Consider the following 23,602-nt stretch of genomic DNA (forward strand, 5'->3'; position numbering starts at 1 on the left):
CATCAAGGGTTAGTGCGCCGGCGGATTAACATAGCGGCGCTCAAACTCCGGCAGCGAGACCGGCTTGGAGTAGAGATAGCCCTGGGCAAAATCACACCCCGCTTTGGCCAGAATATCGTGCTGGAACTGGGTCTCCACCCCTTCGGCTATCACCTTGATCCCTAACTTGTGGGCCATGACGATGATCGCCTCACACAGGGCCACGCCATCGCTATCGGACTCGAGGTTACGGGTAAATGACTGATCGATTTTGAGATAATCTATGTCGAATTTCTTCAGGTAGGCCAGTGACGAATAGCCGGTACCAAAGTCATCCAGAGACACCTGAATACCGGCATCGCGATAGGAGAGCAACTTGTCGGTCACTCCCATCGAGGCGTCCAGCAGCAGGCCTTCGGTGATCTCGACACAGATGGCATTGCTGGAAAGCTCGAGATGCCGCAGCAGTGCCAGCCAGTCGCTGAAGCTATCTCCCTCGTCCCTAAACTGAATCGGCGACTTGTTGATGCTTATCTGGATCTCGACCCCATACTGGGTTCGCCAGCGGGCGCTCTGCTGAGCGGCCTTCTCAAATACCCAGTTACCTATGTCGTTGATCAGCCCAGTCTCTTCCGCCACGGGAATAAACTCGCCCGGCGAGACCAGACCACGTTGGGGGTGCACCCAGCGGATCAGGGCCTCCGCCTTATAGACCTGCTGTTTCTCCATATCGACGATAGGTTGGTAGAAGAGCTCAAACTCTTTACGATTGATGGCATTGCGGAGATCTTTGATCAGCGCCATACGATAACGGGCATATTCCTGCATCGAAGGGGTAAAGTAATGGAAACGGTTGCGTCCCTGCTCCTTGGCGGCGTACATGGCCTGATCCGCGTGCTTGAGCAGCCCCTCGATACTGGTGGCATCATCTGGGTAGATAGTAATGCCTATGCTGGCGCTGATGTAGGCGGTCTCATCCTCCAGGCTATAAGGCTCGGCGATGCGCTCGAGTATACTCTGGGCCACTCGCTCGACGCCGCTGGGTGAATCGATACCCGAGAGCACCACGGTAAACTCATCGCCCCCCAGGCGCGCCACCACATCCGACTCACGGATACAGCCCTTGAGGCGTTTGGCCGTCTCCTGCAAAAGCAGATCGCCCATGTCGTGGCCCAGGGTGTCGTTGACCTCCTTGAAGAAATCCAGATCGAGAAACATCAGCGCAAAATGGCTTCGATTACGGTCGATACGCAATATCTCAGTATTGAGGTATTCCAGCAACATGCGCCGGTTTGGCAGGCCGGTCAGGGGATCGTAGTTGGCCTGTTTCCAGATGATATGTTCCGCCTCTTTCTTCTCGGTAATATCAGAAAACAGTGCCACCCGGCGATACACACCACCGTGTTGATCGAAGATGGTGTTGATGGTCAACCAGACCATATACTCTTCGCCGTTCTTGCTCTTAATCCACAGCTCTCCCTGCCAGTAGCCGGTGTCGCGAATAGAGCGGTTCATCTCATCGTACTGACTCCTCGGGGTGCGGGAGCTTTGCAAGATCCGGATATTCTTGGCCAGCGCCTCCGCCTCGTTATAACCTGTGATCGCGGTAAAGGCGGCATTGATGGTAATGATATTGCCCTTATGATCCTGCACGCTCATGGCTTCACTGGAGTTGTTATACACGGATGCCGCCAGCTCCAGCGATTCCTGTACCTTCTTCTGCTCGGTAATGTCCGAGTGAACGCCGCACATACGGGTCGGCAGGCCATTGCGGTCGCGACTCACCACCTTACCCGTATCCAACATCCAGTGCTCTTCGCCGCTGAGGCTTATCAGCCGGTATTCGATGTAATGCTTCTGGGTCTCCCCCTTGAGGTGACGGTCGATGGAATTAAGCACCGCCATCCTGTCCTGGGGATGGATGGCATCGACCCAGATGCGGCTGTCGCTATTAAGCTTATCGAGATCGCACCCCAGCACCTTGGCGCACCAGGGGTTACGCCTAGTCTCATTACTCTTGATATCCCAGTCCCACATGCCGAGATCGCTACTCTCCAGCACCAGCGTCAAACGCTCCTGGCTGGTGCGCATCGCCATCTCCGCCCGCTTGTGCTCTGTGATATCGATAAGCCCGGCAATCACCATGTCCACCACGTTATGGTTACGGCGACAGGCCACCGTGAGATGGGTGTAGACTATCTCACCATCCTTGGCGACGAAGCGCTTGTCCATCTCATAGGCATCAATCTCCCCCTTCAGCATGCGCTGAAACTCGGCCATGTCCGCCTTAAGATCTTCAAAATAGGTCAGCTCGCTCCAGGTACGGTTAAGCAGCTCGGTCTCAGAGTATTTGAGCATCTTGCACAGGCGGGGATTGACCTTGACCCAATGCTGATCCACCGAGGTGATGGCGATCCCCATGTTGCCGACATTGAATTGGGAACGAAAAATAAAATCGTCCTGCAGCTGGATCTTGGCATCTCTCTCAACCTCCAGGCGTCTAGCCAATAACATCCCCAGCAAGGCGGTCACTATGGGGAAGATCAGCATCACAGGCGCGGCGATCTGCAACAGGAGATCGACAAACATGGAGAAGGGAAGAATAAACAGCAGCGACAGGGTCGAGAAGTGCAGCAGGAAACCAAACAGATATAGCTCGAGAAAATTGAGATCGGCGATGGTGGTCTTTCGATAGTAACGCCACAGGCTACCAAACAGGGCCGACACCACAATCACTGTCACCCCCACCAACATCCCCTCTCCCCCCTGAAACATGCGATAGGCACAGGCTACAGATGCGGCGACGAAGGTGGGAAGGCCGCCAAAGAAGAGGCCACTGATGGCCAACACCACAGAGCGGGTGTCGATAAATACCCCAGGCTGATATTCCCAAGAGGTCATCATGGTCAGCACGGTCACACTGCCGATGACCATCCCGATGATGAGACGCCACAACAGAAAATGCTCACGACGCTGCTGACGCGGTATCGCGTCATAGATAAATACCATAATCAACAAGAGCGCGGCATTTTGAGAGAGCGAAAATAACGTATCTTGATTCATACAAGTTTTAATTTTCTCGGGGCTAAGTTTTTTATTATCAACCTGATAACATCATTCAGAGTGTAGCAGAAGCCTCGAAAAAAATACCCACTAAATCATAATAAGCCAATGATTTTGAAAGCCTCTCGACCTTCTCCCTAAGCCTTTGCCCTACAATACAAATCACCGTCTAACCCCCATCTTGCAGTCCAAATCGCCTAGGGAGCGAGCAGATGTAGCCAGCATGCTACAAAATTCCCGCCGATTGCCGCAGTAATGCGGTTGATCTCCCTCGAAAACCCCTTATTATGAGCAAAATAAGGACGCGACCGCTGCAAGGAATCTGATGTTGCACCCCATCTTATCTCGGCAAATCAATTACCTCATCTCTGGCCTGATATTCATGCTGGCGCTTTTTAGTCTCACCGCCACCAGCCAAGAGCTGGATATGGCCTCTATCGATGGCACGTCGACGCCGCTAAAGGTCAAGCTGGCCGCCGAAGATAACTGGGCCCCTTTTGCCGATCCCTATGGCAAGGGGTTATCCCATCGCCTGGTCAAACAGGCCTTTGCTAGGAGCAATGTCGACGTCGATAGTCTGGTTGTCTCCTATGCCCGCGGTGTCGTGATGACCAAACAGGGCATAGTCGATGGCGTCTTCAATTTGCATAAGGAGCGTAAAACTCAGGAGGCCTTTGTCTTCGGCAAGGAGCCACTGTTTACCACCTCAGCCTCCTTCTACCAAAATAACGCCCATCCGCTACAGGCAGAAGACAAATGGCACCTGCCCCAGGGGCTGCTGGTCGGCATCATCAAGGGCTATGAATATGGCGACGAGCTGTCGCAGCTTAAGCAGATCAGGCTGGTTGAGGTAGATAACCACAATCAGCTGATTAACCTCTTGCTGCTCAACCGCATCGATGCCGCCATCATGTACGACGAGGTGGCCAATCAATATCTTGGTCAGATGGGGGTCGCCAAGGTGATTAGCCGCAGCGTACATAACCATACAGGCGATCTCTACGTGGCCTTCTCCAAGCAGCGCCCCAACGCTCAGCTATTTGCCGACAAACTGGATCAAGGCCTCAAGGCCCTCAAGCAAGACGGCAGCTATCAGCGCATAATGAACAGCCTACAGGCGATCGCCAGTAAGTAGATGGCCTTTAAGTAAATAGCCTGCAAGTAGATCGCCAGCTAATCGCCCACAAGCAAGAAGTGCCGCGCCAGCTAATCGCCCACAAGCAAGAAGTGCCGCGCCAGCTAATCGCCCACAAGCAAGAAGTGCCGCGCCAGCCCCAGAGTATGCTATGCTGGCGCCTCTCTTATATAGCGTTATTTAACCCAGACTCCAGATGAAGCCAGACGATAAGTTCAGCCCAACCTTTCACTTTCCGGTGCAGATCTACTACGAAGATACCGACTTCTCCGGCGTGGTGTACCATCCCAACTTTTTGAAATACTTCGAGCGTGCCCGCGAACATGTGATCGGCGCGGAACGATTGGCGGCGCTTTGGCAGCAACACGGCCTGGGCTTCGCCGTCTATCGCAGCGACATGCTCTGCCATGAAGGGGTGGAGTTTGCCGATGTAGTGGATGTACGTACCCGCTTCTACTTCGAGAGCAAGTATCGCACCGTCTGGCAGCAGGAGATCTGGCGACCCAATGGCGTCAAGCCGGCGGTCACCGCCCATATCGAAATGGTCTGTATGAATAAGGCGAGGCAGCTCAGCCCCATGACGCCGCCCCTCATCGAGGAGCTCAGTCGCCACTTCAGCCAGACCGTCAATCTCTGAAATCTAAGCCTGTATTAAATCTAGCGCTTTATTAAATCTAGAGCCTTAGTAAATCCAAGTGCCTTTATTAAAACCTAAGCCTTTTTAACCACCATCGCCCAGCGGTCGATTCAACTTACGCCAGTGCATCTCAAGCTCTGGCGCCCGCATCGGCTTGGCATAGATCTCCCCTTGCACCTTATCGACTCCCATCTCTTGCAATAGCTCAAACACAGGCATCTGCTCGACGCCCTCGACGGTCACCGAAAAGTCCAGCCCCTTGGCCAGCTCGACGGCGCTGCGAACGATATGCTGCGCCCGAGGATCGGACTCAATTCCGGTGAGAAAGGCCCTGTCTATCTTAACTTCGTCCACCGGCAGATGCTTGAGATAGGCCAGCGAAGAGTGGCCGGTACCAAAGTCATCTATGGCCACCTTGACCCCGGCGCGCTTGAGGCGATTGAGCACGGCCACTGTGCGCACCATGTCTGTCATCAGCTGGCTCTCGGTGATCTCGATCGACAGCACCTGGGCGCTGAGCCCATGCTGTTTTAGACGGCTAATTATCCGCTCGCTCAATTGCTTTTCGCTCAGATCATCAATCGCCAGGTTAATCGCCAGCTGCAGGCGAATATCACTCTCCTGCCAGCGCACCTGTTGCAACAACACCTGATCGATCACCCACTGACTGAGCATGCTGATCATCCCAGCGTATTCCAGCAGCGGGATAAACTCGCCCGGAGAGATGGGGCCAAGCACTGAGCTGTCCCAGCGGATCAGGGCCTCGGCATGGGTACAATCTCCCGTGGCCAGATTATATTTGGGCTGAAACACCAGATAGAGCTCGTTCTGCTCCAGCGCCTTGGGAAAACAACTGACTATGGTCAACTGCCTGTGCTGACTGCGATCGTCTCCCTCCTGATAGGCGGCAATATAGTTACTGGCAGACTTGGCCCGCACCAATGCCAAGTCCAAACGGCGCAGCATCTGGCTGACGTCGGCGTGGTGCATGGACAAGTCGAGATAGCCAAGTTGCAGCTGTAAATTGATCACTGTGCCCTTGATGCTGATGGGCTGCGCCAGCCCCTGCTGAAAGACGACAAGCTCGGCTTCGCTCATGGGGGTATGGAAATAGATCAGAAACTCATCTTCATTCATCCGCGCCAAGATATCCTTGTCGCCGATGCGCCGCTCCAGCCGCTCGGCCAGGGCCTGCAGCAACTTGTCTCCCAGGGAGAAACCAAAGAGATCATTCACATAGCGAAAGCGGTGAATATCGATAAGCACAAACATCCCCTGAGTGAGGGGCATCTTACGGGTCAGCTTGGCCTTTAGGCCGACGCGATTGAGCAGTCCGGTCAGCTTGTCGCAGCCCTTGGGCGGCGGCAGCTGTTTCAGCAGGTGTTGCAGCTGCACATATAGGGGAATAAAACGGTAGGGAATGGTGGCAATATTGAGGGGCTGACGCACCTTATGTTGCTGGCTCAGCTGAGTCACCAGACGTTTAAGAAACTTGAGCTCAGTGCGCCTATGCCAGTACCAGTAGATGATACCAGCGATGCCGATTGCTATCAGATAAACAATTAACCAAATCAGCTCAGTTGCCGTCACACTATCCCTAATGTTTTGATAGATAAAGAAACGACAAGACGGATCGGCAGACGCTGCCGACCGGGCCTTATCTATTCATAACTTAATTTAATCGAATGGTAGTTGTCGAGAAACTCATCCGATCCCAGATATTCTGGGCTCACGGGTAGACCACGCTTAACGAACACATCCAGGCGTTCTTCCAGCTCATGACCGGCGCGCAGTTCGCCCGTATAGAAGGCCGCCGCACGCACGAAGTCCAGGTAGGTCACCTGCTCTGGCAGATAGGGAAGATCCGCCCAGCGCTCGACCACTTCCATCACCTCGGGAGAGAAGTCCCAGCTCTTCAGCACCGCGCGTCCGAGTGGCCCTTGCATCTTTCTCACCAGCGCCCTGAGTTGCTCTATGCTGGTAAACAGATGGGGATTGGCCTCGGCCTCGGTCAATACCGGCAAGGCACCGATATTATGCACCAGGCTCGCCAGGGTCAGGGTATCGTAGTTGAGCCCACAAGCCTTGTGGGTCTTGGAATACTTGAGTAGCAGGGCGCAGGCCGCCGAGGTCACCTCGATAGAGGCACGCCAGACCTCGTCCATCACCTCCCAGACCATCTCATTGGTAGAGATGAACAGCTGCTCCATGGCCACAGAGGTCGCGATCGCCTTGATCTGTGTCAGGCCGATACGGGTCACCGCGGCATTGATGTTTTCCGCCTTGATACCACGGCTATACATGGCACTGTTGGCCACCTTGATCATACGGGCCGAGATGGCAGCATCCTGACCGATAATTTCGGCCACCTGCTTAGGGCTGGAGTCGGGGCGGGAAACCACCTCCTGAACGCGCATTGCTACCTCGGGCAAAGTTGGCAAGATCAGCGCATCTGCCTTTAACTTTTTAAGTAACCCCACCAGTAGTTGATGCTCGCTAGACATGCAAACTCCTTAATAAACCTATGCCCATATTGATATTGCCAGAGAGTATATCAGCACTCTTGCTAACCGTGATGGTAAAAATCGTCCATCTAGTTAAGAATTTGTGTAATTTTAGCTAAGTTTCAGATTATTGGTTATTAATTGGCTTAATTTTATCCTTCATCTGAGGTTTTACCTTAGGCTATGGCGCGCTGTCGATAAAATAAACAACTTCTAATTTGCATAAGCCTTGTCCCATTGAGTAAAATGCCCGCCCCAAGTTTGTTCGATACCTGTTAATTGAGAGAAATGATGTTTAAACCTGAGCTGCTGTCTCCTGCCGGGACCCTAAAAAATATGCGTTATGCCTTCGCATATGGCGCCGATGCGGTCTACGCGGGCCAACCGAGATATAGCCTGCGTGTCAGAAACAACGATTTCAAGATGGAAAACCTCGCAACGGGTATCCAAGAGGCCCACAGCCTGGGCAAGAAACTCTATGTGGTGAGCAACATCGCCCCCCACAACACTAAGCTCAAGACCTATATCAAGGATATGGAACCTGTGGTGGCCATGCAGCCCGACGCGCTGATCATGTCAGACCCGGGTCTTATTATGATGGTACGCGAGGCCTTCCCGGATCAGACGGTGCATCTGTCAGTGCAGGCCAACGCCATCAACTGGGCCTCGGTCAAGTTCTGGCAACAACAGGGGATCAAGCGCGTGATCCTCTCCCGCGAGCTGTCGCTGGATGAGATAGAAGAGATACGCCAGCGCTGTCCAGACATCGAACTCGAGGTCTTCGTTCACGGCGCGCTATGCATGGCCTACTCGGGTCGCTGCCTGCTATCGGGCTATATCAACAAGCGCGACCCTAACCAGGGTACCTGCACCAACGCCTGCCGCTGGAAGTACGACGCCCATGAGGCGGTGCAGACAGAAACTGGCGACATAGTGGCGGTTAACCCTGATGTGCAGATGCACAACCCAACCCTGGGCGAAGGCGCGCCAAGCAACGAAATTGTCCTGCTGCAAGAGGCGGGACGTCCGGGCGAATATATGCCGGCGTTTGAAGATGAGCATGGTACCTACATCATGAACTCCAAGGATCTGCGCGCCATCCAGCACGTCGAGCGTCTGACCAAGATGGGCGTAGACTCACTGAAGATCGAAGGCCGTACCAAGTCCTTCTACTATGTGGCCCGTACCGCCCAGCTCTACCGCCAGGCGATCGAAGATGCCGCGGCCGGCCGCGAATTTAATCCGGCACTCATGTACCAACTCGAAGGACTGGCGCATCGCGGTTACACTGAGGGCTTCCTGCGTCGTCACGTACACGACGAATACCAGAACTATGATTACGGCTACTCCATCAGCGATACCCAGCAGTTTGTCGGCGAATTTACCGGTAAGCGTAACGCTAAGGGGATGGCCGAGATCGACGTGAAGAACAAGTTCTCCGTCGGTGACAGCGTCGAGCTGATGACCCCTCAGGGCAACATCAACCTGACCATAGAACACCTGGAAAACCGCAAAGGCGAGAGCGTCGAGGCGGGGCTAGGTTCGGGGCACTTCGTTTATCTGCCGGTACCGGCCGAGGTCGAGGTTGAGCGCGCCATTTTAATGCGTAACCTCACCGGTGAGCAGAGTACACGTCAGCCGCACCCATAAGTGCCAGCTAGCGTAAACACACCTAATAAATAGCCCGAGAATCTCGGGCTATTTTTTTACTCACGAAAAACCATCTAAAGCCTCTAGCTCATTGCCAAGCCCCCTGCCTGCCACTGCGACAAGTCACCCAGCTCCCGTGGCTTGCTCAATCAAGAGCGAAGAGGTTAATACTTGTGGTAGCACACTTGGCTCAAGATTTCCCTTTTGATACCAGAGATATAAGGGCACACCCGAGCGTTGATGTTTTGCCAGAAAACGGGTGATCTCAGGCTCACCACCTGTCCAGTCGCCTAACATCACCGCCGTGTTGCTGCGGGCGAAAGCGGCCTGGGTCGCCTGCCGCTCTATGGCCGTCTTCTCATTCACCTTGCAGGTTAAGCACCAGTCGGCACTGAAATAGACGAAGACATCCTGCTTTTTGACCAGGGCCGAGAGAAGCTGTTCATCGAACGCCATAACCCCTGAGGTTTCGGTATCCGCCTCTATCGCCTTAGCCGCTGTCTCCGAGTTAGCCGCCTTGGCGCTCATGCTGGGAGATACAGTCATCAGGCTCCCGCCCGCGATGATCAACACCAACACCAGAGGCCACCACTGCCTTTGGCGCCCCGCCTGTTGGAATAGTCCGGTGAGCCATAATCCCAGACTCAGCAGCAAGACCAGCAGCAGCGCAAGAAGCACGTATTGATTGTCAGACTGCTGCATCAATACCCAGACCAGCCCTAGGGCAGTCAAAAACATGGGCACGGCGAAGAAGCGTTTTGCCGTCAACATCCAGGCGCCGGGTCTAGGCATGCGTCGACGCAGCGCAGGTATAAAGCCCACCAGCAAAAAGGGCAAGGCCATCCCTAACCCCAGTCCGGCAAACACCATGAGTCCGACACCCGTCGGCAGTACCAGGGCGGCCCCCAAGGCGGTGGCCATGAAGGGGCCGGTGCAGGGTGTCGCCACAAATGCGGCCAGCACGCCGGTCCAAAAATCTCCCACCGGCCCTTGCTTATGTTGCAACTTGCCGCCCGAACTCAGGGTGCCGAGTTCAAACAAACCGGCGAGATTAAGCGCTATGGCCATCATCAATAGGATAAGCGCCACGATAATTTCCGGGCGCTGCAACTGAAACGCCCACCCCACCTGAAGACCGAATTGGCGCAACATCAGAATGAGGCCGCCGAGAAGCAGACACACCAACACGGCTCCCAGGGTGTAGGCCAGCGCACCGGACCTTGCCACACGTTCATCCCCTAGGTTGGCGAGGCTTAATACCTTCAAACTGAGGATCGGAAATACGCAGGGCATCAGATTGAGTAAAAGCCCGCCCAATATCGCCCCGAGCACGGCCACCGTAGAAACGACAATCAGATGATCGTCCTCCTTGGGTGGCAAGCTGACCTGAGTCGGAAAAACAAGCCCCTCTGCCTGCAGGATGGCATTCACCCTGACAGCCATCGACTCATTGAGGGCTATCACGCCGTGAAAGTGACTGGCGCTCCCCTCGGCCGCCACGGTTGTCATGAAGAGGCGCTCCCCGCGTCGAACAAAGCTTTGTGGCGCCGTGTTAGATATCACCCCGTTAATTTCCGGATAGAGGCGAATATCCTCGGCCAGCTCGACGGATTCGGGTAGTGGCAGCGACAACACAAATTGCCCGTCGTTAACGGAAAACGCTGCACTGGCCTCCAAGGGCTTAGGGATTTGCCTGTGCCAGGTATCGAAGCGCTCCTGGGCAGCCTTGGGAGCGCTTGACTCCCCCACGTTAAACTGAGCTTGCAAGCTTTGCTGCTCGGGAACGCAGAGCTTGGGGCTGCACACCAGATAGCGAATATCCACGGCAAGGCTAATGGGAATGCCCTCGGGCAGATCGTCAGCAAGCTTAAGCTGTGCCAAGAGAGCATAGTCACCATGATAGATGTAGTTCATCAGGTCGCTTAACACCATCGGCTCCGGCGCCGGGTATTGCAGCTCGCCTACAGTCACCCCTTCAGGCAGGTGCCACTCTAGTTGCATGGGGAATCCGGCGTCCCCCGGATTTAACCAGTAGCCATGCCAGCCCGCTTGCGGCGACATACGTATTGCCAAGCTGGTCTCAGTGCCAGCCGCAGGCGAAAGGGATTCGAGTAAAAGCGACGCCGCCATCTTTTGGCTATCTTCTTCACTAGCCTGTACCGATATTGCAAAGCACACCATGAGCAGGCAGCTGGCAATCATTTTCATCCATAACGAGGTTGTTCTCATCGTATGCTTTGCACTCCAAACCGTTTATTGTTTGTTGAACAAGGATTTGAGGCGATCGATAAAATCAGCTGCTTTGGCACTGACCTTTTCAGTTATCCTGCCCGACTCATCGATATAGACTATGGTTGGCAACTGAGTCACGCCAAATCGTCCGAAAAGAGTGCCCTCCTCGTCAAAGACGATTGGCAAACGCGTGTGGTAGTTGGTCTGGTATTGAGCCAGCTCGGCCTGGGATGCCCAGAGGTTGGTGGAAACATGCAGCCACTGGGTTTTGCTGTTAGAGGCTGACTGCTCAACCATTTCCCGCACCAACTGACACGATTTGGCCGTTTCCGGCTCTGAATCGACTAGGTACCACTCACACCATGGAGAGAAGAACACCAACCCCGTCGCTTTACCCTGTTGATCGGAGGACGGCAGCGGGTGATAGGTATCATCAATCGATCTCAATGCCAAAGAGGCCAGCTTATCGCCGAGCTGGTAGCCCGAGACCCTCTCTGCCACAACGCCGCTAAGCGGCGCCGCGTCGGCAACACTGCCGCTGGCAACCTCTTCCAATGCCTGATGAAAGGCTTCGTCATCCTGATGCCCCACGTATGCGATACGGCCACTCTTATCGATCAAGAAGTGCTGTGGGGTCACCCTCAACTTAAAGGCCCGAGCCAAGCTGCCGTCGTCTATGGTTACCGGCATGGTCAGCCCCTCCTTCTTTATAAAGGCACTGACAGAATTGATGTCGTCGCTGATCCCTGTATTGACGGAAATCACCTGTAGCTTGTCGCCATACTGCTGATAGATCTCTTCAAATCCGGGCATTTGCTGGCGACATGGTACACACCAGGTAGCCCAAAACTTGATGTAAACCGGCTTGTTACCATAAAGCTCGCCCAGATTGAGCGTTTCTCCGGCCAGTGTCGTCAGCTGTCGCTGTGGCGCCGGCGTGCCAAGCAGTTCACTGCCGGCGAGTTTGGCCCTTCTCTCCCCTTCTGCGGCAAAATCATCTTCTGCTAAGGCCTGCCCCGCAAACACTGTGAACAGAAACAAGGCAGAAAAACTCTTAATCAGCAACTTGGATCGTTTAAGGGTTAGATGTGTCATGCTGTATTCCCATAGTTAGGTAATGAACAAATAAAGGCCGTGAGCCTATTGGCCATGCCAGCTAATAACTGCATCGTCTGGCGTTGGCAGGGCAACGAAATGACGGGTAACACGGCGATAGGAATCTTATGTAAAGTTTGGAAATGCGAATTGTAAAATTTCGACATTTGATTAAGATTCGAAAGAGAACGACGAGGTTTTACCGCCATTCGGACATAGATAGACTGGACAGAGAGGTTAATGGAGCAGATTAACATGCCCCCCTTGCCACACCTTGGCTTTCAGCGCCTTCAACCCAGCGTCGCGCTGCAGCCATATATCAAGTGCTACTGGCACATATATAGAGCGGCGGGATCTGAGTACTCATCGACGGAATTTATGCATCCAGAGGGCGGCAGTGGCATCATCTTCAATTTTGGTGCGCCCATCCACCTTGACGGCGTGCCCCATAGGTCGTCGTGTCTGGTCACAGGCCCTACGAGGCAAAGCACAAAATTGGAGTTGTTTGGCCAGGTGGACGCATTGGGGATCCGCTTCTGGCCCGGCACAGGACGCGCGTTTTTAAGCTCGCCTCTTTCTGAGATGCTGGGGCAAAATCTGACACCAGAGGAGCTATCCCTGACGCTGCTTAGCGATGAATTGGTTGAGCGCCTGGCCATACAGCCGACACTACAGGAGCGTATCACCCTTCTGGAAACCAGGCTGATGCAATATCTGGCTGGCAAAACGCCATTGGCCGAAACAAGCGAGCCCAGCATGCGATATGCATTAAACTGGATAACCAAGCAGAAAGGTCAGGGAGAGCTGCACAAATTACTGACTGAGATAGACATAAGTCAACGACAGCTCGAACGCTTGTTTCAGCAAAACCTAGGCTTATCGCCCAAATACTTCAGCATCTTACAGCGCACCGGCTTCGCCAAAGACTTGCTCAGGCAGGACACTGCCCAATCGCTCACTGACATAGGCTATCACGCTGGCTTCTACGACCAGGCCCACTTCATTCGAGAATTTAAGAAGGTGATAGGTATTACGCCTGGGAGTTACAGGAACAAGGCCTTGCACAATCAAAAACGCTAGGGCCTGTTGACCTTTTGAGAACAAATTTTGTTCTAATTGAGCACGTTCAAATCGCGGCATGAGGCTTGGAGTATAAAAGCCGAGTAACAAAGAGTTGAACGTGCTCAAGAAGACCCCTGCGGGCAGCGTCTGTATCATTTTTCTACTGCGTTATCGCTCATTGATGTAGTGCACTAGATTACAATCGCTCTGCCTTGTATAAAATCAATACAGAGTGCTGCAAAAATGAACGCGAAAGATAAACAGGCCCTAGGACCCGTATCTATTGCCCTGTCACGCAAGCAGATATGTGTGATCTGCAAACTAAAGTAAAAATAAAAGCAAATCGACGCACACCTAACCAAAGCTAATTTGTCATCAGATAGCCGAGCCCTGTGATACAATGGGCCTTAATGGATTTTCTGCGGTAAATAAGCGCGCACTCCGCCTCATTTGGACGAGTAGCACCACGACAAACTCGGCCGAATCTGAGTAGCTGTTTGTGTGACTACTCGTGTGACTATTTGTGCGACTGTCTTATATAACTGGCACGAGAAAATCAAAGTGAAGCAAGGGCCCTTATACGGCCTAACGTAAAGTATCGACAACAATCCGAACTATATGTAAGCGATTGTTATTAAAGACAGAAACAAGGTGTTACAAACAAAATGGCATTACTGATCGACGACAGCTGTATCAACTGTGACATGTGTGAACCTGAGTGTCCCAACCAGGCGATCACCATGGGGGAAGAGATCTATGAGATAGATCCTAACCTGTGCACCGAATGCGTCGGCCACTACGACAAGCCAACCTGCGTCTCCGTCTGCCCCATCGACTGTATCGACCCGGACCCAGCCCATGTGGAATCCCAGGATGAACTCCTGGTCAAGTATCACCTGATCACCGGCAAGCCGATCGACTAACTGGCCAAGCACAGGTAGCTATCATCAGATGGTCAAATATGAACAAATAAAAAAGCGAAGCTCAGGCTTCGCTTTTTTATTGCCGCCCGCCTTCAGAAGGCTATCAGGCCCAAGACATGTCGGCCTGACGCTGCAACTGGGTCAGCATGCTCGCCGCCTGAGTGATGCTCTGGCGCATAATCAGCGGCATGGAATCGAATTCTATACTGAGCAACAGGTTCTTGACCTCGAGACCCAGCTCGGTATCCCCTTCGATGGCCAGACGGCGCTGGAAAAACAGGGTGTCAGGGTCTTCCTTCGCGGCGGCGATCAGCAATAGCGCCTGGCTACAGGCGCTGAAGCTCACCTCCGCCTCGCCACTTTCGCGAACGATGAGACGCTCATCGAAACTCACCTCGAAGCTTAACTCGAGATCGGTCACAGAGATCTTCACCCAGCGCCCCTGCAAGAAATCCAGTTCACCATCTTTGACCTGCGCCGACATCAGCAGATTTAAGATGCGCTCAAGAAGCTGAGCCTTAATCGAAAAAGGCACTAAGTTTAAAGGCTTAGCTATGACCTTAGGGCCATATTGCAATAGATGTTTGGCCATATTTGCCAACACACTTCGCTGCATGACTGACGTTCTCCTACCAAATTTGCGGACCGAAATCGTGACCTCGATCAATGTTTAGTCAGGTTCCCGACAACTGCTGTCGAGAGTGATAAGGAAATCAATTTTAACCAGATTTTATGATCACAAACCTGTTTTACATCAAGAATTGTTCAGCCAATCCCTTTTACACTGCACACTTTTTAAGGGAGAACAGCACATGGAACTTCTTTGTCCGGCGGGTAACCTCGCCTCCCTCAAGGTCGCGTTAAACGCCGGTGCCGACGCCGTCTACCTTGGGCTAAAAAACGATACCAATGCCCGCTCCTTTGCCGGGCTTAACTTTACACCGGAAAAATTGGCCGAGGCGGCCAGGCTGACCCAAAGGGCCGGTAAGAAGATTTTTCTCACCATCAACACCTTCCCTAAACCGGGCGAGGAACAGCGCTGGTACCAGGCGATCGATCTGGCGGCCGACACGGGCGTCGATGCCTTGATCATGGCCGATCTCTCCCTGCTGGACTATGCCCACAGCCGCTATCCCCACCTGCCCTTGCATCTGTCGGTGCAGGCTAGTGCCACCAACCTGGGCGCCCTTAGCCTCTATAAGCAGGAGTTCAATATCGACCGCGTGGTACTGCCACGAGTACTGTCGATGAAGCAGGTCAGAGACCTTGCCAAGGTGACCCCGGTAGATCTAGAGGTGTTCGCCTTCGGCAGCCTGTGCATCATGGCCGAGGGGCGCTGCCACCTCTCCTCCTATGTGACGGGCCAATCCCCCAACACGGGCGGCTCCTGCTCACCGGCGAAACACGTACGCTGGCAGGATGTGGGCGACAGCCAACAGACCCGGCTCAATGATGTGTTGATCGACCAGTCCGGTAAGGATGAGCAGATGGGCTATCCAGTGGTCTGCAAGGGACGCTACACCACCAGCGACAGCCAGGAAGCCTCGCACCTGCTGGAGTCCCCCACCAGCCTCAATACGCTCAGCCTGTTACCTGAGCTCGCCAAGGCCCGTGTGGTGTCTCTCAAGATTGAGGGGCGTCAGCGCAGCCCGGCCTACGTGGAGCAGGTCACTCGGGTGTGGCGTCAGGCGATAGACACCTACCTGAACGCCCCTCAGGCCTACACCACTCAGGCTCAGTGGGACCAGGCCCTGGCCAAAGTCTCCGAAGGACAGGTCACCACACTCGGCGCCTATGAGCGCACCTGGCAATAATTGCGGGCAATAACTGCGGACAAAAGCCGCGAGCAAAAAGACAAAAGGATAACAAGATGAAAACCTCATTAGGACCGATTCAATATTGCTGGCCCAAAGAGAAGGTGATCGAGTTTTATGAAACAGCGGCCCAGAGCAGCGTGCCATTAGTCTACCTGGGCGAGACAGTATGCAGTCGCCGCCGGGAGCTCAAGTTTAGTGACTATCTCGACCTGGCACACATGCTAAAGGCGGCCGGCAAGGAGGTGGTGCTCTCGACCCTGACACTCATCGAGGCACAATCGGAATTTACCGAGCTAAAGAAGCAGGTGGAGAATGGCGAATTCGCCATCGAAGCCAACGATGTGGGTGCCATCTACCTGGCCAAGGAGCAAGGGATCCCCTTCGTCTGTGGCCCCAGCGTCAACAGCTATAACGCCGCGACCCTGAAGAAGTTTGCCAGCTGGGGCATGCAGCGTTTCGTGATGCCGCTGGAACTGTCCAAGGCCTGGCTCACCCAGGTGCTCGACGATCTCGCCCCGCGCCAGGTCGAAGTCGAGGTGTTCGGTCACGGCTACATGCCGCTGGCCCACTCGGCCCGCTGCTTTACCGCCCGCCACAAGGGGCTGACCAAGGATAAGTGTCAGACCATCTGTATCGAAAACTCCGAGGGCCTATTGGTGCAGACTCAGGAAGATCAGCCGCTACTGCGTCTCAACGGTATTCAGACACAGTCGGCGAACTATATGGATCTGTGCGACCAGCAGACTCAGATGCAGACGCTGGGGGTCGACTATTTCCGCATATCCCCCTCGTCACTGGCATCCATCGACTTGGCCGATGCACTCCCGGCCAAATCGGCCAGCCACGACAGGCAGTGTAACGGCTACTGGCACCAGCTGCCGGGTCTGACACAAAGCTAGTTGAAAGATAGAGCCTAATCAGGATTAGGCCAGATTAAGGAAATGAAAGCTCGGCTTAACCCACTCGCGTAAGGTTAATCGAGTCGACGCATCTCTCGCTGGGTCCACACCAGCGAGAGCAACCACCCCATAAAGCTAAACAGGGCCGCCCACTCCATGATCACCGGAAAACGGATCTCGGGTCTTGGCTCGACCATCACGAGATCATGATAAAACCAGGTCCCGTTAGCCACCATGCCATCATCCGTATGGGCCATCAGAATAAACACCAAGAGCAACCCCAGCGTCAGGCCAGAGAGCAACAGGCTGCCGCGCAGGGCAAATCGCTTGGGTCTGCCTCTGCGTCTTAGGAGATAGATAAGATAGGCCGCCACGCTCATCGCCGCGAAGTAGAAGAAATATTCTATGCCTAAGATATGCAAATGGTAGACGTTAACCGGAAACAGGCCGACACAGGCCAGCGCCAGCAACGACGAGACCAACACAGAGAAACTAGTTAGCACCCAGGGGCCATCGCTGTTTTGCAGGGCAAACAGGGCAAACAACACCAGGCTCAGGCTGCCAAAGAAGAGACCACCGTTAAACACGACGGCAAGCTCGGAGTGGCCATACTGACCCAACTCACTCAGGGAAAAATTAAAGAAGCTAAAGCCCTGGCCGCTGTAATCGCTAAATCCTAAGCTAGCCGCCAGCAGGCCGATAAGATGTCCTAAGAGTCCAAGCAAGCCAAACCTAAATGCTAATTTAGACAGTTTCTGCTCTTTTGAAGTCATAGGTCCTTTATCATTTAACACACTCATCGGTTAACCATATATGGAATCAGAAATTTTTGCAGAGGTCTAGCGCATATTTCTGACACGAACTGCATAAAATCTCGGCAGAAATCATACCTTGAGAATAATAGCGCACCATCCCAGTTATGAGACCTCCCAGCCCCAACAGCCCGCCACCACGCAACAGCTCAGCAACAATTACATAACCTTGTTTTCAAAGGGGTTTAACCAATATTTACCTAGCCTAGCGCTTGGCAATTTAGGTACAATATAAATAGTCATAAAGTGCTAATAACTATGCTGCGACGGTGAAACGGTTCACCAAGCATTATAATCGTTTTACATCACTGGACTTAGGGGGTAACCTTCCCCGCTTATCTCATGAATGGATATTCAGAGTGTATTGATTAACGGATCTTTGAGTAGATGGCGACCCATGCTTGGGAAGCTAAGAATAAAGGCTAAATAAAGTGGCTGAAAAACAAACCCATAACATAAAAACAGTGCTGACGTTTCTAGTCCCCTCCATTATCGGACTGTTACTCTTCATGACCCCCATTAGCTATCAAGATGCCATCACGATCCCCATCGCCATCGTATCTAAGGGGCTGCAAAACCTATTGGGCGATAGCATTGTCGCCATCGTCACTGCCATTGTGGTGCTCACCGCTATCGCGACGCTGATTAGTAAGCTGGCAAAACCTGCGATACTCAAGCGCTATCCCTTCTTTGGTGCCTTGCTCGATGTCAGCCCCATGTGGACTCTGGTGCGTGTCCTGGGCGCCATCTTTATCGTGCTGACCTTTACCGGCACTGGGCCTGAGGCGATTCACTCGGGTAATACAGGTGCACTCGTACTCAACGACCTACTGCCCGTGCTATTTTGCGTGTTTATCTTTGCCGGCATGTTACTACCACTGCTGCTCAACTTCGGCCTGCTGGAGCTTTTCGGCACCCTGCTGACCAAGGTGATGCGCCCTGTGTTCAACCTGCCCGGACGCAGCGCCATCGACTGTATGGCCTCCTGGCTGGGTGATGGCAGCGTCGGCATTCTGATGACCAGCAAACAGTATGAATCCCGATTCTATACCCAGAGAGAGGCGGCGGTGATAGGCACCACCTTCTCGGCGGTCTCTATTACCTTCTCACTGGTGGTGATCTCCCAGGTCAAACTGGAACACCTGTTCGTGCCCTTCTATCTCACCGTCTGTCTGGCCGGTGTCGTGGCAGCGATTGTCGTACCAAAACTGCCGCCACTCTCTTGGAAGAAAGACCACTACATAGATGAGACCCCACGTCACCCTGATGATGAAGTGATCCCCCACGGCCGCGGCGTATTCGCCTGGGGCTTAGAGCTGGCACTGGCCAAGGCGGCCAAGGCCGACGGTGTGGGTCACACGGTCAAAGATGGTCTGAAGAATGTCATCGACATGATTTTCGGGGTGATTCCCGTGGTGATGGCCATAGGTACTGTGGCGCTGATGATCGCCGAATACACGCCTATCTTTAACTATCTGGGCATGCCCTTTATCCCACTGTTGGAACTACTGCAGGTGCCGGAAGCCGCCGAGGCCTCTAAGACCATAGTGGTGGGCTTTGCTGACATGTTCATTCCCTCTATCCTGGCCAGCTCCATCGAGTCAGACATGACCCGCTTCATCATCGCCGCCATGTCGGTGACCCAGCTGATCTACATGAGTGAAGTCGGTGCCCTGCTGATCGGCAGCAAGATCCCGGTCAATATCGTCGAGCTGTTTGTCATCTTTATCCTCAGAACCCTGGTCACCCTGCCGGTGATCGCTGGTGTCGCCCACCTCATCTTCTAGGGCAGAGACGTTAGACGCAAAAGGGCAGCTCAGGCTGCCCTTTCTTATGGCCAAATTGGCACATTATCTTATTCATTCAACTCGCTATTTCCCCAAAGACTTCTAAACTTAAACACTCAAGAAGTGCTCGTTTTGTCAGGGGCCATGCGGATATTTATCTCTCCCAATTCCCCAAAAACTGAGTGCCAAACAGCCCCCTAGATCACAAGGGCCAAGTTATGACTTGCAAATACACGAGTTGGCGCACCTAGATGAGAGCTTTCATCCTCTTATTCTTGCTTCTGGTGAGCCAGCACAGCCAGGCCTTCAGCTATCAGCCGCAATTCGATTCATTCGGCGCCAAGGAGGGGCTGTCGATGAACACGGTCACAGATATCGTCAACGACAAGGATGGCCACCTATGGGTCGCCACCCAGGCCGGGCTCAACCGCTACGATGGTAAGCGTTTCAAGATCTTCGACACCCGAGATGATGAACAAGGCCCCTCGGCCAAATTTATCAAGAAACTGCATTTCAGCCGCAATACCCTATGGCTTATCACCCGTAACGAAGGGATCAACCGCTATCACGCCGACAGTGGACGCTTCGAGCCCTTCAACGCCAGTAACAGTCCGCTACCCGACGATATCGTCGACCTGGACGAAGACGCCGAGGGCAACCTCTGGCTCGCCACCGCCGACAACCGCCTGCTCTACTACTCCCCCGCCAGCAACAAGCTGCTGGCCACCCTAGACAGCAGCAATACCCCGGGCCTGCCCGGCGGGCGTATCAACACCCTGTATCGCGATAGACAGGAGAAGCTCTGGATTGGCACCCTCAACGGCCTCGCCAGCCTTAAACAAACGGAAGACAAGGTTAGCCTGACCCAATATGCCCAGGCCGAGCTTCGCGGCGTCTCCGCCATCGAGGCGGGTAAGAGTAACACCCTCTGGGTAGGCACCCAGACCCGCGGCCTGTTCCTGCTGGATATCACCAACGACCAGGCCATGGCTATCGACTCCGTGCCCGCCAGCGCCGCCTTCTCCATTTCCGCCCTCAAGCGAGACAAGTTCGGCAGCCTCTGGATTGGTTTTCGCGCCCAGGGCTTAGCCAGATATGAGCCAAGCAGTGATGAGCTCCACAGGCTCAACGCATCCGCCGAGAACCGCTACAGCATCAACAGCCCTGTCATCACCTCGCTATGGGTAGACAACGAACAGCAGCTGTGGATCGGCAGCAAGGGCGGCGGCCTGAGCAAAACCTTTCTCGACGCCCAATATTTCGGCCACGTGCATGGCTTTAGCTTCATCGACAACAACCTGCTTAATGTGGACATTCGTAGTCTGCTGGAGGACAGCCAGGGTACCCTCTGGGTCGGCACAGCCAGCGGGGTCTATCGGGGGCTAAAAAACACCAGGGGCGAACTGGCAGGCTTTGCCCCCTTCCATGTGCAAAACCCTAGGCTGGGTCGGGCCTTCGTCAGTTTCATCAAGGAGGATGCCAGCGGCCAGCTGTGGATAGGCACCCGAGGCGACGGCCTCTTCATCTATACCGCCGACAAGCAGAGCTATATTCACTATCTAACCGATGCCAAGAGCCCAAACAGCCTGCCCAGCAATCAGCTGTATTCACTCTATTTCGACCATAAGGGGACACCCTGGATCACCAGTAGAGATGGCGGCGTCGCCAGATATGCCGGCATAGCAACAGGCTTTATTAGTGTGCCGCTCCCTATCAAGACGGTCACAGATATGCTGCAGGACAGCGACGGCAACTATTGGCTCACCTCCTCCAGCGACGGCCTGCTCAGGCTTGCGGTCGATGGCGAGATCACCCACTTTTCCACGCATACCCCCAATGCCTTGCCCAAGCACCTGTTCTCCATTATCCCTGGTGACAACCACAGCCTGTGGATTGCCAGCAACGAGGGGTTACTGCATTTCAACACCCGGGATTTCAGCAGCCGACTGCTTACCACGGCAGATGGCCTAATCGACGATACCATCTATCTGCTGTTCGCCGACCAGCGCCGCCACTTGTGGCTTGGCACCACCAAGGGGCTGACCCACCTAGACCCGGGCAGCCTAAAGATCACCAACTACACTGACCTCGATGGCATACAGGACAACGAGTTTAACTTCGGTGCGGCGGCACTGGGCAGCGATAACAGCCTCTACCTGGGTGGCGTCAACGGCTTCAACCACTTTAACCCGTCACAGCTCCCCAGGCGTCAGCCGCCAACCCTGCCAGTGATCACAGATCTCTTTGTCTTGGGTCAGGCTCAGGGGCTGCCGGATATGGACAAGGGCACCCCCAGGCTGCCACCGGCCTTGACCCTCTCCCATACCGCCGACATCTTCTCGCTGCATTATCACAGCCCAGATCTGCACAACGCCACCCGGCTCAGCTACCAGTACCGTCTGCTTGGGCTCAACGACACCTGGATCGCCGGCTCGCCAGAGCAGGTCGCCTACTTTACCGGGCTCAACCCCGGCAACTATCTGTTTGAGATCCGCGCCAAGGATATAAATCAGCAATACAGCCCCATCAGGCGCCTGCAGATCATGCTGGAACCGGCCCCCTGGCAGTCGCCCTTCGCCTACACCTTCTATTTCACCCTGACACTGATGCTGGTGAGCCTGATCTTTTATCGCAAGTGGTCTCAGTATCAACAGCAGGCGGCGCTGCTGCATGAGGTGGCCGAGAGCGAACAGCGTCTGCAGCTGGCGCTGTGGGGCAGCGGCGACGAGTTCTGGGACTGGAACATTGTTCACGGCAACGCGACCCGCACCAACACCTTCCTCAAATATCCGGAGCAGGAAGAGGAGCTTAAGAAGACCATCGCCAGCTGCGTCCACCCGGACGACATCCCCAAGGTGTCTCGGGTCGCCAAGGAGTGCATTAACGATCAGATAGATAAATTCTCCCTCACCTATCGCGGCCTGGCGCCCGACGGCGAGTGGCTCTGGGTACTCAATCGCGGCCAGGTGGTGGAGCGTGACGAGATGGGCAAGGCGGTGCGGATCGCAGGGACTATCAAGAACATTCAGCAGCAAAAAGAGACAGAGCATGCCCTGCGCGAGCTCAATCAGCGCCTAGAGCAGCGCGTAGCCGAACGCACCCTGGAGCTGCAACAGCGTAACGACGAGCTAAAACACACCCTGGATGAGCTGGAACATACCCAGGGCGAGCTGATGGACAAAGAGAAGATGGCAGCACTGGGCGGTCTAGTGGCCAGTATCACCCACGAGGTCAACACCCCCATCGGCATCAGTGTCACCGCCGCCTCCCACCTGCAGGAGAGCGTCAAACACTTCGACCAGCTCTATCGCCGAGGCGAGATCACCGAAGAGGATTTCGAAGAGTACCAAACCGAGGTGGCCGAGTGCTGCCGCCTGGTTCTGGCTAACCTGGAACGCGCTGCTAAGCTGATCGCCAGCTTCAAACAGGTCTCTGTGGATCAGTCCCACGAGGATGTGCGCGAGTTCGACCTACACGCATACCTGGAGGAGATCTTCATCTCCCTCAACCCCATGCTGTCACGTACCCCCCATGAATACAGCTATCACTGTCCCGAGAAGCTGATCATCAGGAGTACCCCGGGGGCCTTCTACCAAATCGTCAGCAACCTGTTTAACAACTCGGTGATCCACGCCTACCCAGATGGCAGGTCGGGCCAGCTGAGCCTGGAGGTGACACGCACAGATGACGGCATCTGCATCACCTACCAAGACGATGGCTGCGGCATGCCGGAGGAAATCCAGACCCAGGTGTTCCAGCCCTTCTTCACCACTAAACGCGGCAAAGGCGGCAGCGGCCTGGGGATGAATATCGTCTCTAACATAGTCACTCAGGTGTTGAAGGGAGAGATCAGCATAGACTCTCAGGAGGGGCAAGGCAGCACCTTCATCATACGTCTACCCGACAGCCTCATAGTGCAGTAGGCGTCATCTGGCTGCAATAATTTGTTCATCTACTAGTCAAACTCCCCTCTTACTCTGACGCTATGGATAGGGTGTCTCCATAAC

General features: G+C 54.2%; 16 protein-coding genes. 9 read left to right on the forward strand and 7 right to left on the reverse strand.

The features are described 5' to 3' along the window. Positions 1-9 precede the first annotated feature (9 nt). Positions 10-3,042, reverse strand: coding sequence for an EAL domain-containing protein (locus L1D43_RS11670; protein ID WP_239851745.1), 3,033 nt, complete (start codon positions 3,040-3,042; stop codon positions 10-12). Between the two features lie 325 nt (positions 3,043-3,367). Here L1D43_RS11670 and L1D43_RS11675 point away from each other — a divergent pair, with 325 nt between their 5' ends. Both L1D43_RS11675 and L1D43_RS11680 read left to right on the forward strand, forming a co-directional pair. Then, positions 3,368-4,177 carry a transporter substrate-binding domain-containing protein gene (locus L1D43_RS11675; protein WP_239851747.1) on the forward strand — a complete coding sequence of 270 codons (810 nt, stop codon included), beginning with the start codon at positions 3,368-3,370 and terminating at the stop codon, positions 4,175-4,177. Between the two features lie 196 nt (positions 4,178-4,373). Next, positions 4,374-4,814 (forward strand): thioesterase family protein, encoded by a 441-nt coding sequence (locus tag L1D43_RS11680; protein WP_239851748.1) that lies wholly within the window; start codon positions 4,374-4,376, stop codon positions 4,812-4,814. Positions 4,815-4,898: 84 nt separating this feature from the next. Here the strand turns inward: L1D43_RS11680 and L1D43_RS11685 are convergent, their stop codons facing one another. After that, positions 4,899-6,404: a bifunctional diguanylate cyclase/phosphodiesterase gene (locus L1D43_RS11685; RefSeq protein ID WP_239851750.1), complete on the reverse strand. Its 1,506-nt coding sequence runs from the start codon at positions 6,402-6,404 to the stop codon at positions 4,899-4,901. A 71-nt stretch (positions 6,405-6,475) separates the two neighbouring features. Further along, entirely contained in the window at positions 6,476-7,318 is an 843-nt protein-coding gene (locus L1D43_RS11690) for an HDOD domain-containing protein (RefSeq protein WP_041509138.1), read from the reverse strand. A 291-nt stretch (positions 7,319-7,609) separates the two neighbouring features. Between L1D43_RS11690 and yegQ the strand changes: the two genes are divergently transcribed. After that, positions 7,610-8,968, forward strand: coding sequence for a tRNA 5-hydroxyuridine modification protein YegQ (gene yegQ, locus L1D43_RS11695; protein WP_239851751.1), 1,359 nt, complete (start codon positions 7,610-7,612; stop codon positions 8,966-8,968). A 123-nt stretch (positions 8,969-9,091) separates the two neighbouring features. Here the strand turns inward: yegQ and L1D43_RS11700 are convergent, their stop codons facing one another. Together L1D43_RS11700 and L1D43_RS11705 are read right to left on the reverse strand one after the other, a co-directional pair. Beyond that, positions 9,092-11,170, reverse strand: coding sequence for a protein-disulfide reductase DsbD domain-containing protein (locus tag L1D43_RS11700; RefSeq protein ID WP_239851753.1), 2,079 nt, complete (start codon positions 11,168-11,170; stop codon positions 9,092-9,094). A gap of 51 nt (positions 11,171-11,221) precedes the next feature. Then, complete coding sequence (locus L1D43_RS11705) at positions 11,222-12,295, reverse strand: redoxin domain-containing protein (RefSeq protein ID WP_239851755.1); 1,074 nt, start codon at positions 12,293-12,295, stop codon at positions 11,222-11,224. A 240-nt stretch (positions 12,296-12,535) separates the two neighbouring features. On the opposite strand from L1D43_RS11705, the gene L1D43_RS11710 reads away from it, so the two are divergent. Both L1D43_RS11710 and L1D43_RS11715 read left to right on the forward strand, forming a co-directional pair. Then, positions 12,536-13,375, forward strand: coding sequence for a helix-turn-helix domain-containing protein (locus L1D43_RS11710; protein ID WP_239851757.1), 840 nt, complete (start codon positions 12,536-12,538; stop codon positions 13,373-13,375). A gap of 647 nt (positions 13,376-14,022) precedes the next feature. Continuing rightward, positions 14,023-14,280, forward strand: coding sequence for a YfhL family 4Fe-4S dicluster ferredoxin (locus L1D43_RS11715; protein WP_011866582.1), 258 nt, complete (start codon positions 14,023-14,025; stop codon positions 14,278-14,280). Between the two features lie 103 nt (positions 14,281-14,383). Here L1D43_RS11715 and L1D43_RS11720 read toward each other — a convergent pair whose 3' ends face one another. Further along, positions 14,384-14,896 carry an SCP2 sterol-binding domain-containing protein gene (locus L1D43_RS11720; RefSeq protein WP_239851765.1) on the reverse strand — a complete coding sequence of 171 codons (513 nt, stop codon included), beginning with the start codon at positions 14,894-14,896 and terminating at the stop codon, positions 14,384-14,386. Between the two features lie 196 nt (positions 14,897-15,092). Between L1D43_RS11720 and L1D43_RS11725 the strand changes: the two genes are divergently transcribed. Both L1D43_RS11725 and L1D43_RS11730 read left to right on the forward strand, forming a co-directional pair. Next, positions 15,093-16,094 (forward strand): peptidase U32 family protein, encoded by a 1,002-nt coding sequence (locus L1D43_RS11725; protein ID WP_239851767.1) that lies wholly within the window; start codon positions 15,093-15,095, stop codon positions 16,092-16,094. Positions 16,095-16,150: 56 nt separating this feature from the next. After that, on the forward strand, positions 16,151-16,996 hold the full coding sequence (locus L1D43_RS11730; protein ID WP_239851769.1) for a U32 family peptidase: 846 nt from the start codon (positions 16,151-16,153) through the stop codon (positions 16,994-16,996). 74 nt (positions 16,997-17,070) lie between these two features. On the opposite strand, the gene L1D43_RS11735 is transcribed toward L1D43_RS11730, so the two are convergent. Continuing rightward, positions 17,071-17,721, reverse strand: coding sequence for a hypothetical protein (locus L1D43_RS11735; protein WP_239851779.1), 651 nt, complete (start codon positions 17,719-17,721; stop codon positions 17,071-17,073). A 518-nt stretch (positions 17,722-18,239) separates the two neighbouring features. Between L1D43_RS11735 and L1D43_RS11740 the strand changes: the two genes are divergently transcribed. Both L1D43_RS11740 and L1D43_RS11745 read left to right on the forward strand, forming a co-directional pair. Next, positions 18,240-19,595, forward strand: coding sequence for a YjiH family protein (locus L1D43_RS11740; protein WP_239851781.1), 1,356 nt, complete (start codon positions 18,240-18,242; stop codon positions 19,593-19,595). A 251-nt stretch (positions 19,596-19,846) separates the two neighbouring features. Next, positions 19,847-23,518: a two-component regulator propeller domain-containing protein gene (locus L1D43_RS11745; RefSeq protein ID WP_239851792.1), complete on the forward strand. Its 3,672-nt coding sequence runs from the start codon at positions 19,847-19,849 to the stop codon at positions 23,516-23,518. Positions 23,519-23,602 lie beyond the last annotated feature (84 nt).

Origin of the sequence: Shewanella sp. Isolate8, assembly GCF_022398495.1 — a bacterium.
GTDB lineage: Bacteria > Pseudomonadota > Gammaproteobacteria > Enterobacterales > Shewanellaceae > Shewanella > Shewanella aquimarina.

Excerpts from the sequence above, each read along its gene's own strand:
- L1D43_RS11670 (WP_239851745.1), bottom strand. The coding sequence starts at position 3,042 with ATGAATCAAGATACGTTATTTTCGCTCTCTCAAAATGCCGCGCTCTTG.
- L1D43_RS11675 (WP_239851747.1), top strand. The coding sequence starts at position 3,368 with ATGTTGCACCCCATCTTATCTCGGCAAATCAATTACCTCATCTCTGGC.
- L1D43_RS11680 (WP_239851748.1), top strand. The coding sequence starts at position 4,374 with ATGAAGCCAGACGATAAGTTCAGCCCAACCTTTCACTTTCCGGTGCAG.
- L1D43_RS11690 (WP_041509138.1), bottom strand. The coding sequence starts at position 7,318 with ATGTCTAGCGAGCATCAACTACTGGTGGGGTTACTTAAAAAGTTAAAG.
- yegQ (WP_239851751.1), top strand. The coding sequence starts at position 7,610 with ATGTTTAAACCTGAGCTGCTGTCTCCTGCCGGGACCCTAAAAAATATG.
- L1D43_RS11700 (WP_239851753.1), bottom strand. The coding sequence starts at position 11,170 with ATGATTGCCAGCTGCCTGCTCATGGTGTGCTTTGCAATATCGGTACAG.
- L1D43_RS11705 (WP_239851755.1), bottom strand. The coding sequence starts at position 12,295 with ATGACACATCTAACCCTTAAACGATCCAAGTTGCTGATTAAGAGTTTT.
- L1D43_RS11710 (WP_239851757.1), top strand. The coding sequence starts at position 12,536 with ATGGAGCAGATTAACATGCCCCCCTTGCCACACCTTGGCTTTCAGCGC.
- L1D43_RS11715 (WP_011866582.1), top strand. The coding sequence starts at position 14,023 with ATGGCATTACTGATCGACGACAGCTGTATCAACTGTGACATGTGTGAA.
- L1D43_RS11720 (WP_239851765.1), bottom strand. The coding sequence starts at position 14,896 with ATGCAGCGAAGTGTGTTGGCAAATATGGCCAAACATCTATTGCAATAT.
- L1D43_RS11725 (WP_239851767.1), top strand. The coding sequence starts at position 15,093 with ATGGAACTTCTTTGTCCGGCGGGTAACCTCGCCTCCCTCAAGGTCGCG.
- L1D43_RS11730 (WP_239851769.1), top strand. The coding sequence starts at position 16,151 with ATGAAAACCTCATTAGGACCGATTCAATATTGCTGGCCCAAAGAGAAG.
- L1D43_RS11745 (WP_239851792.1), top strand. The coding sequence starts at position 19,847 with ATGAGAGCTTTCATCCTCTTATTCTTGCTTCTGGTGAGCCAGCACAGC.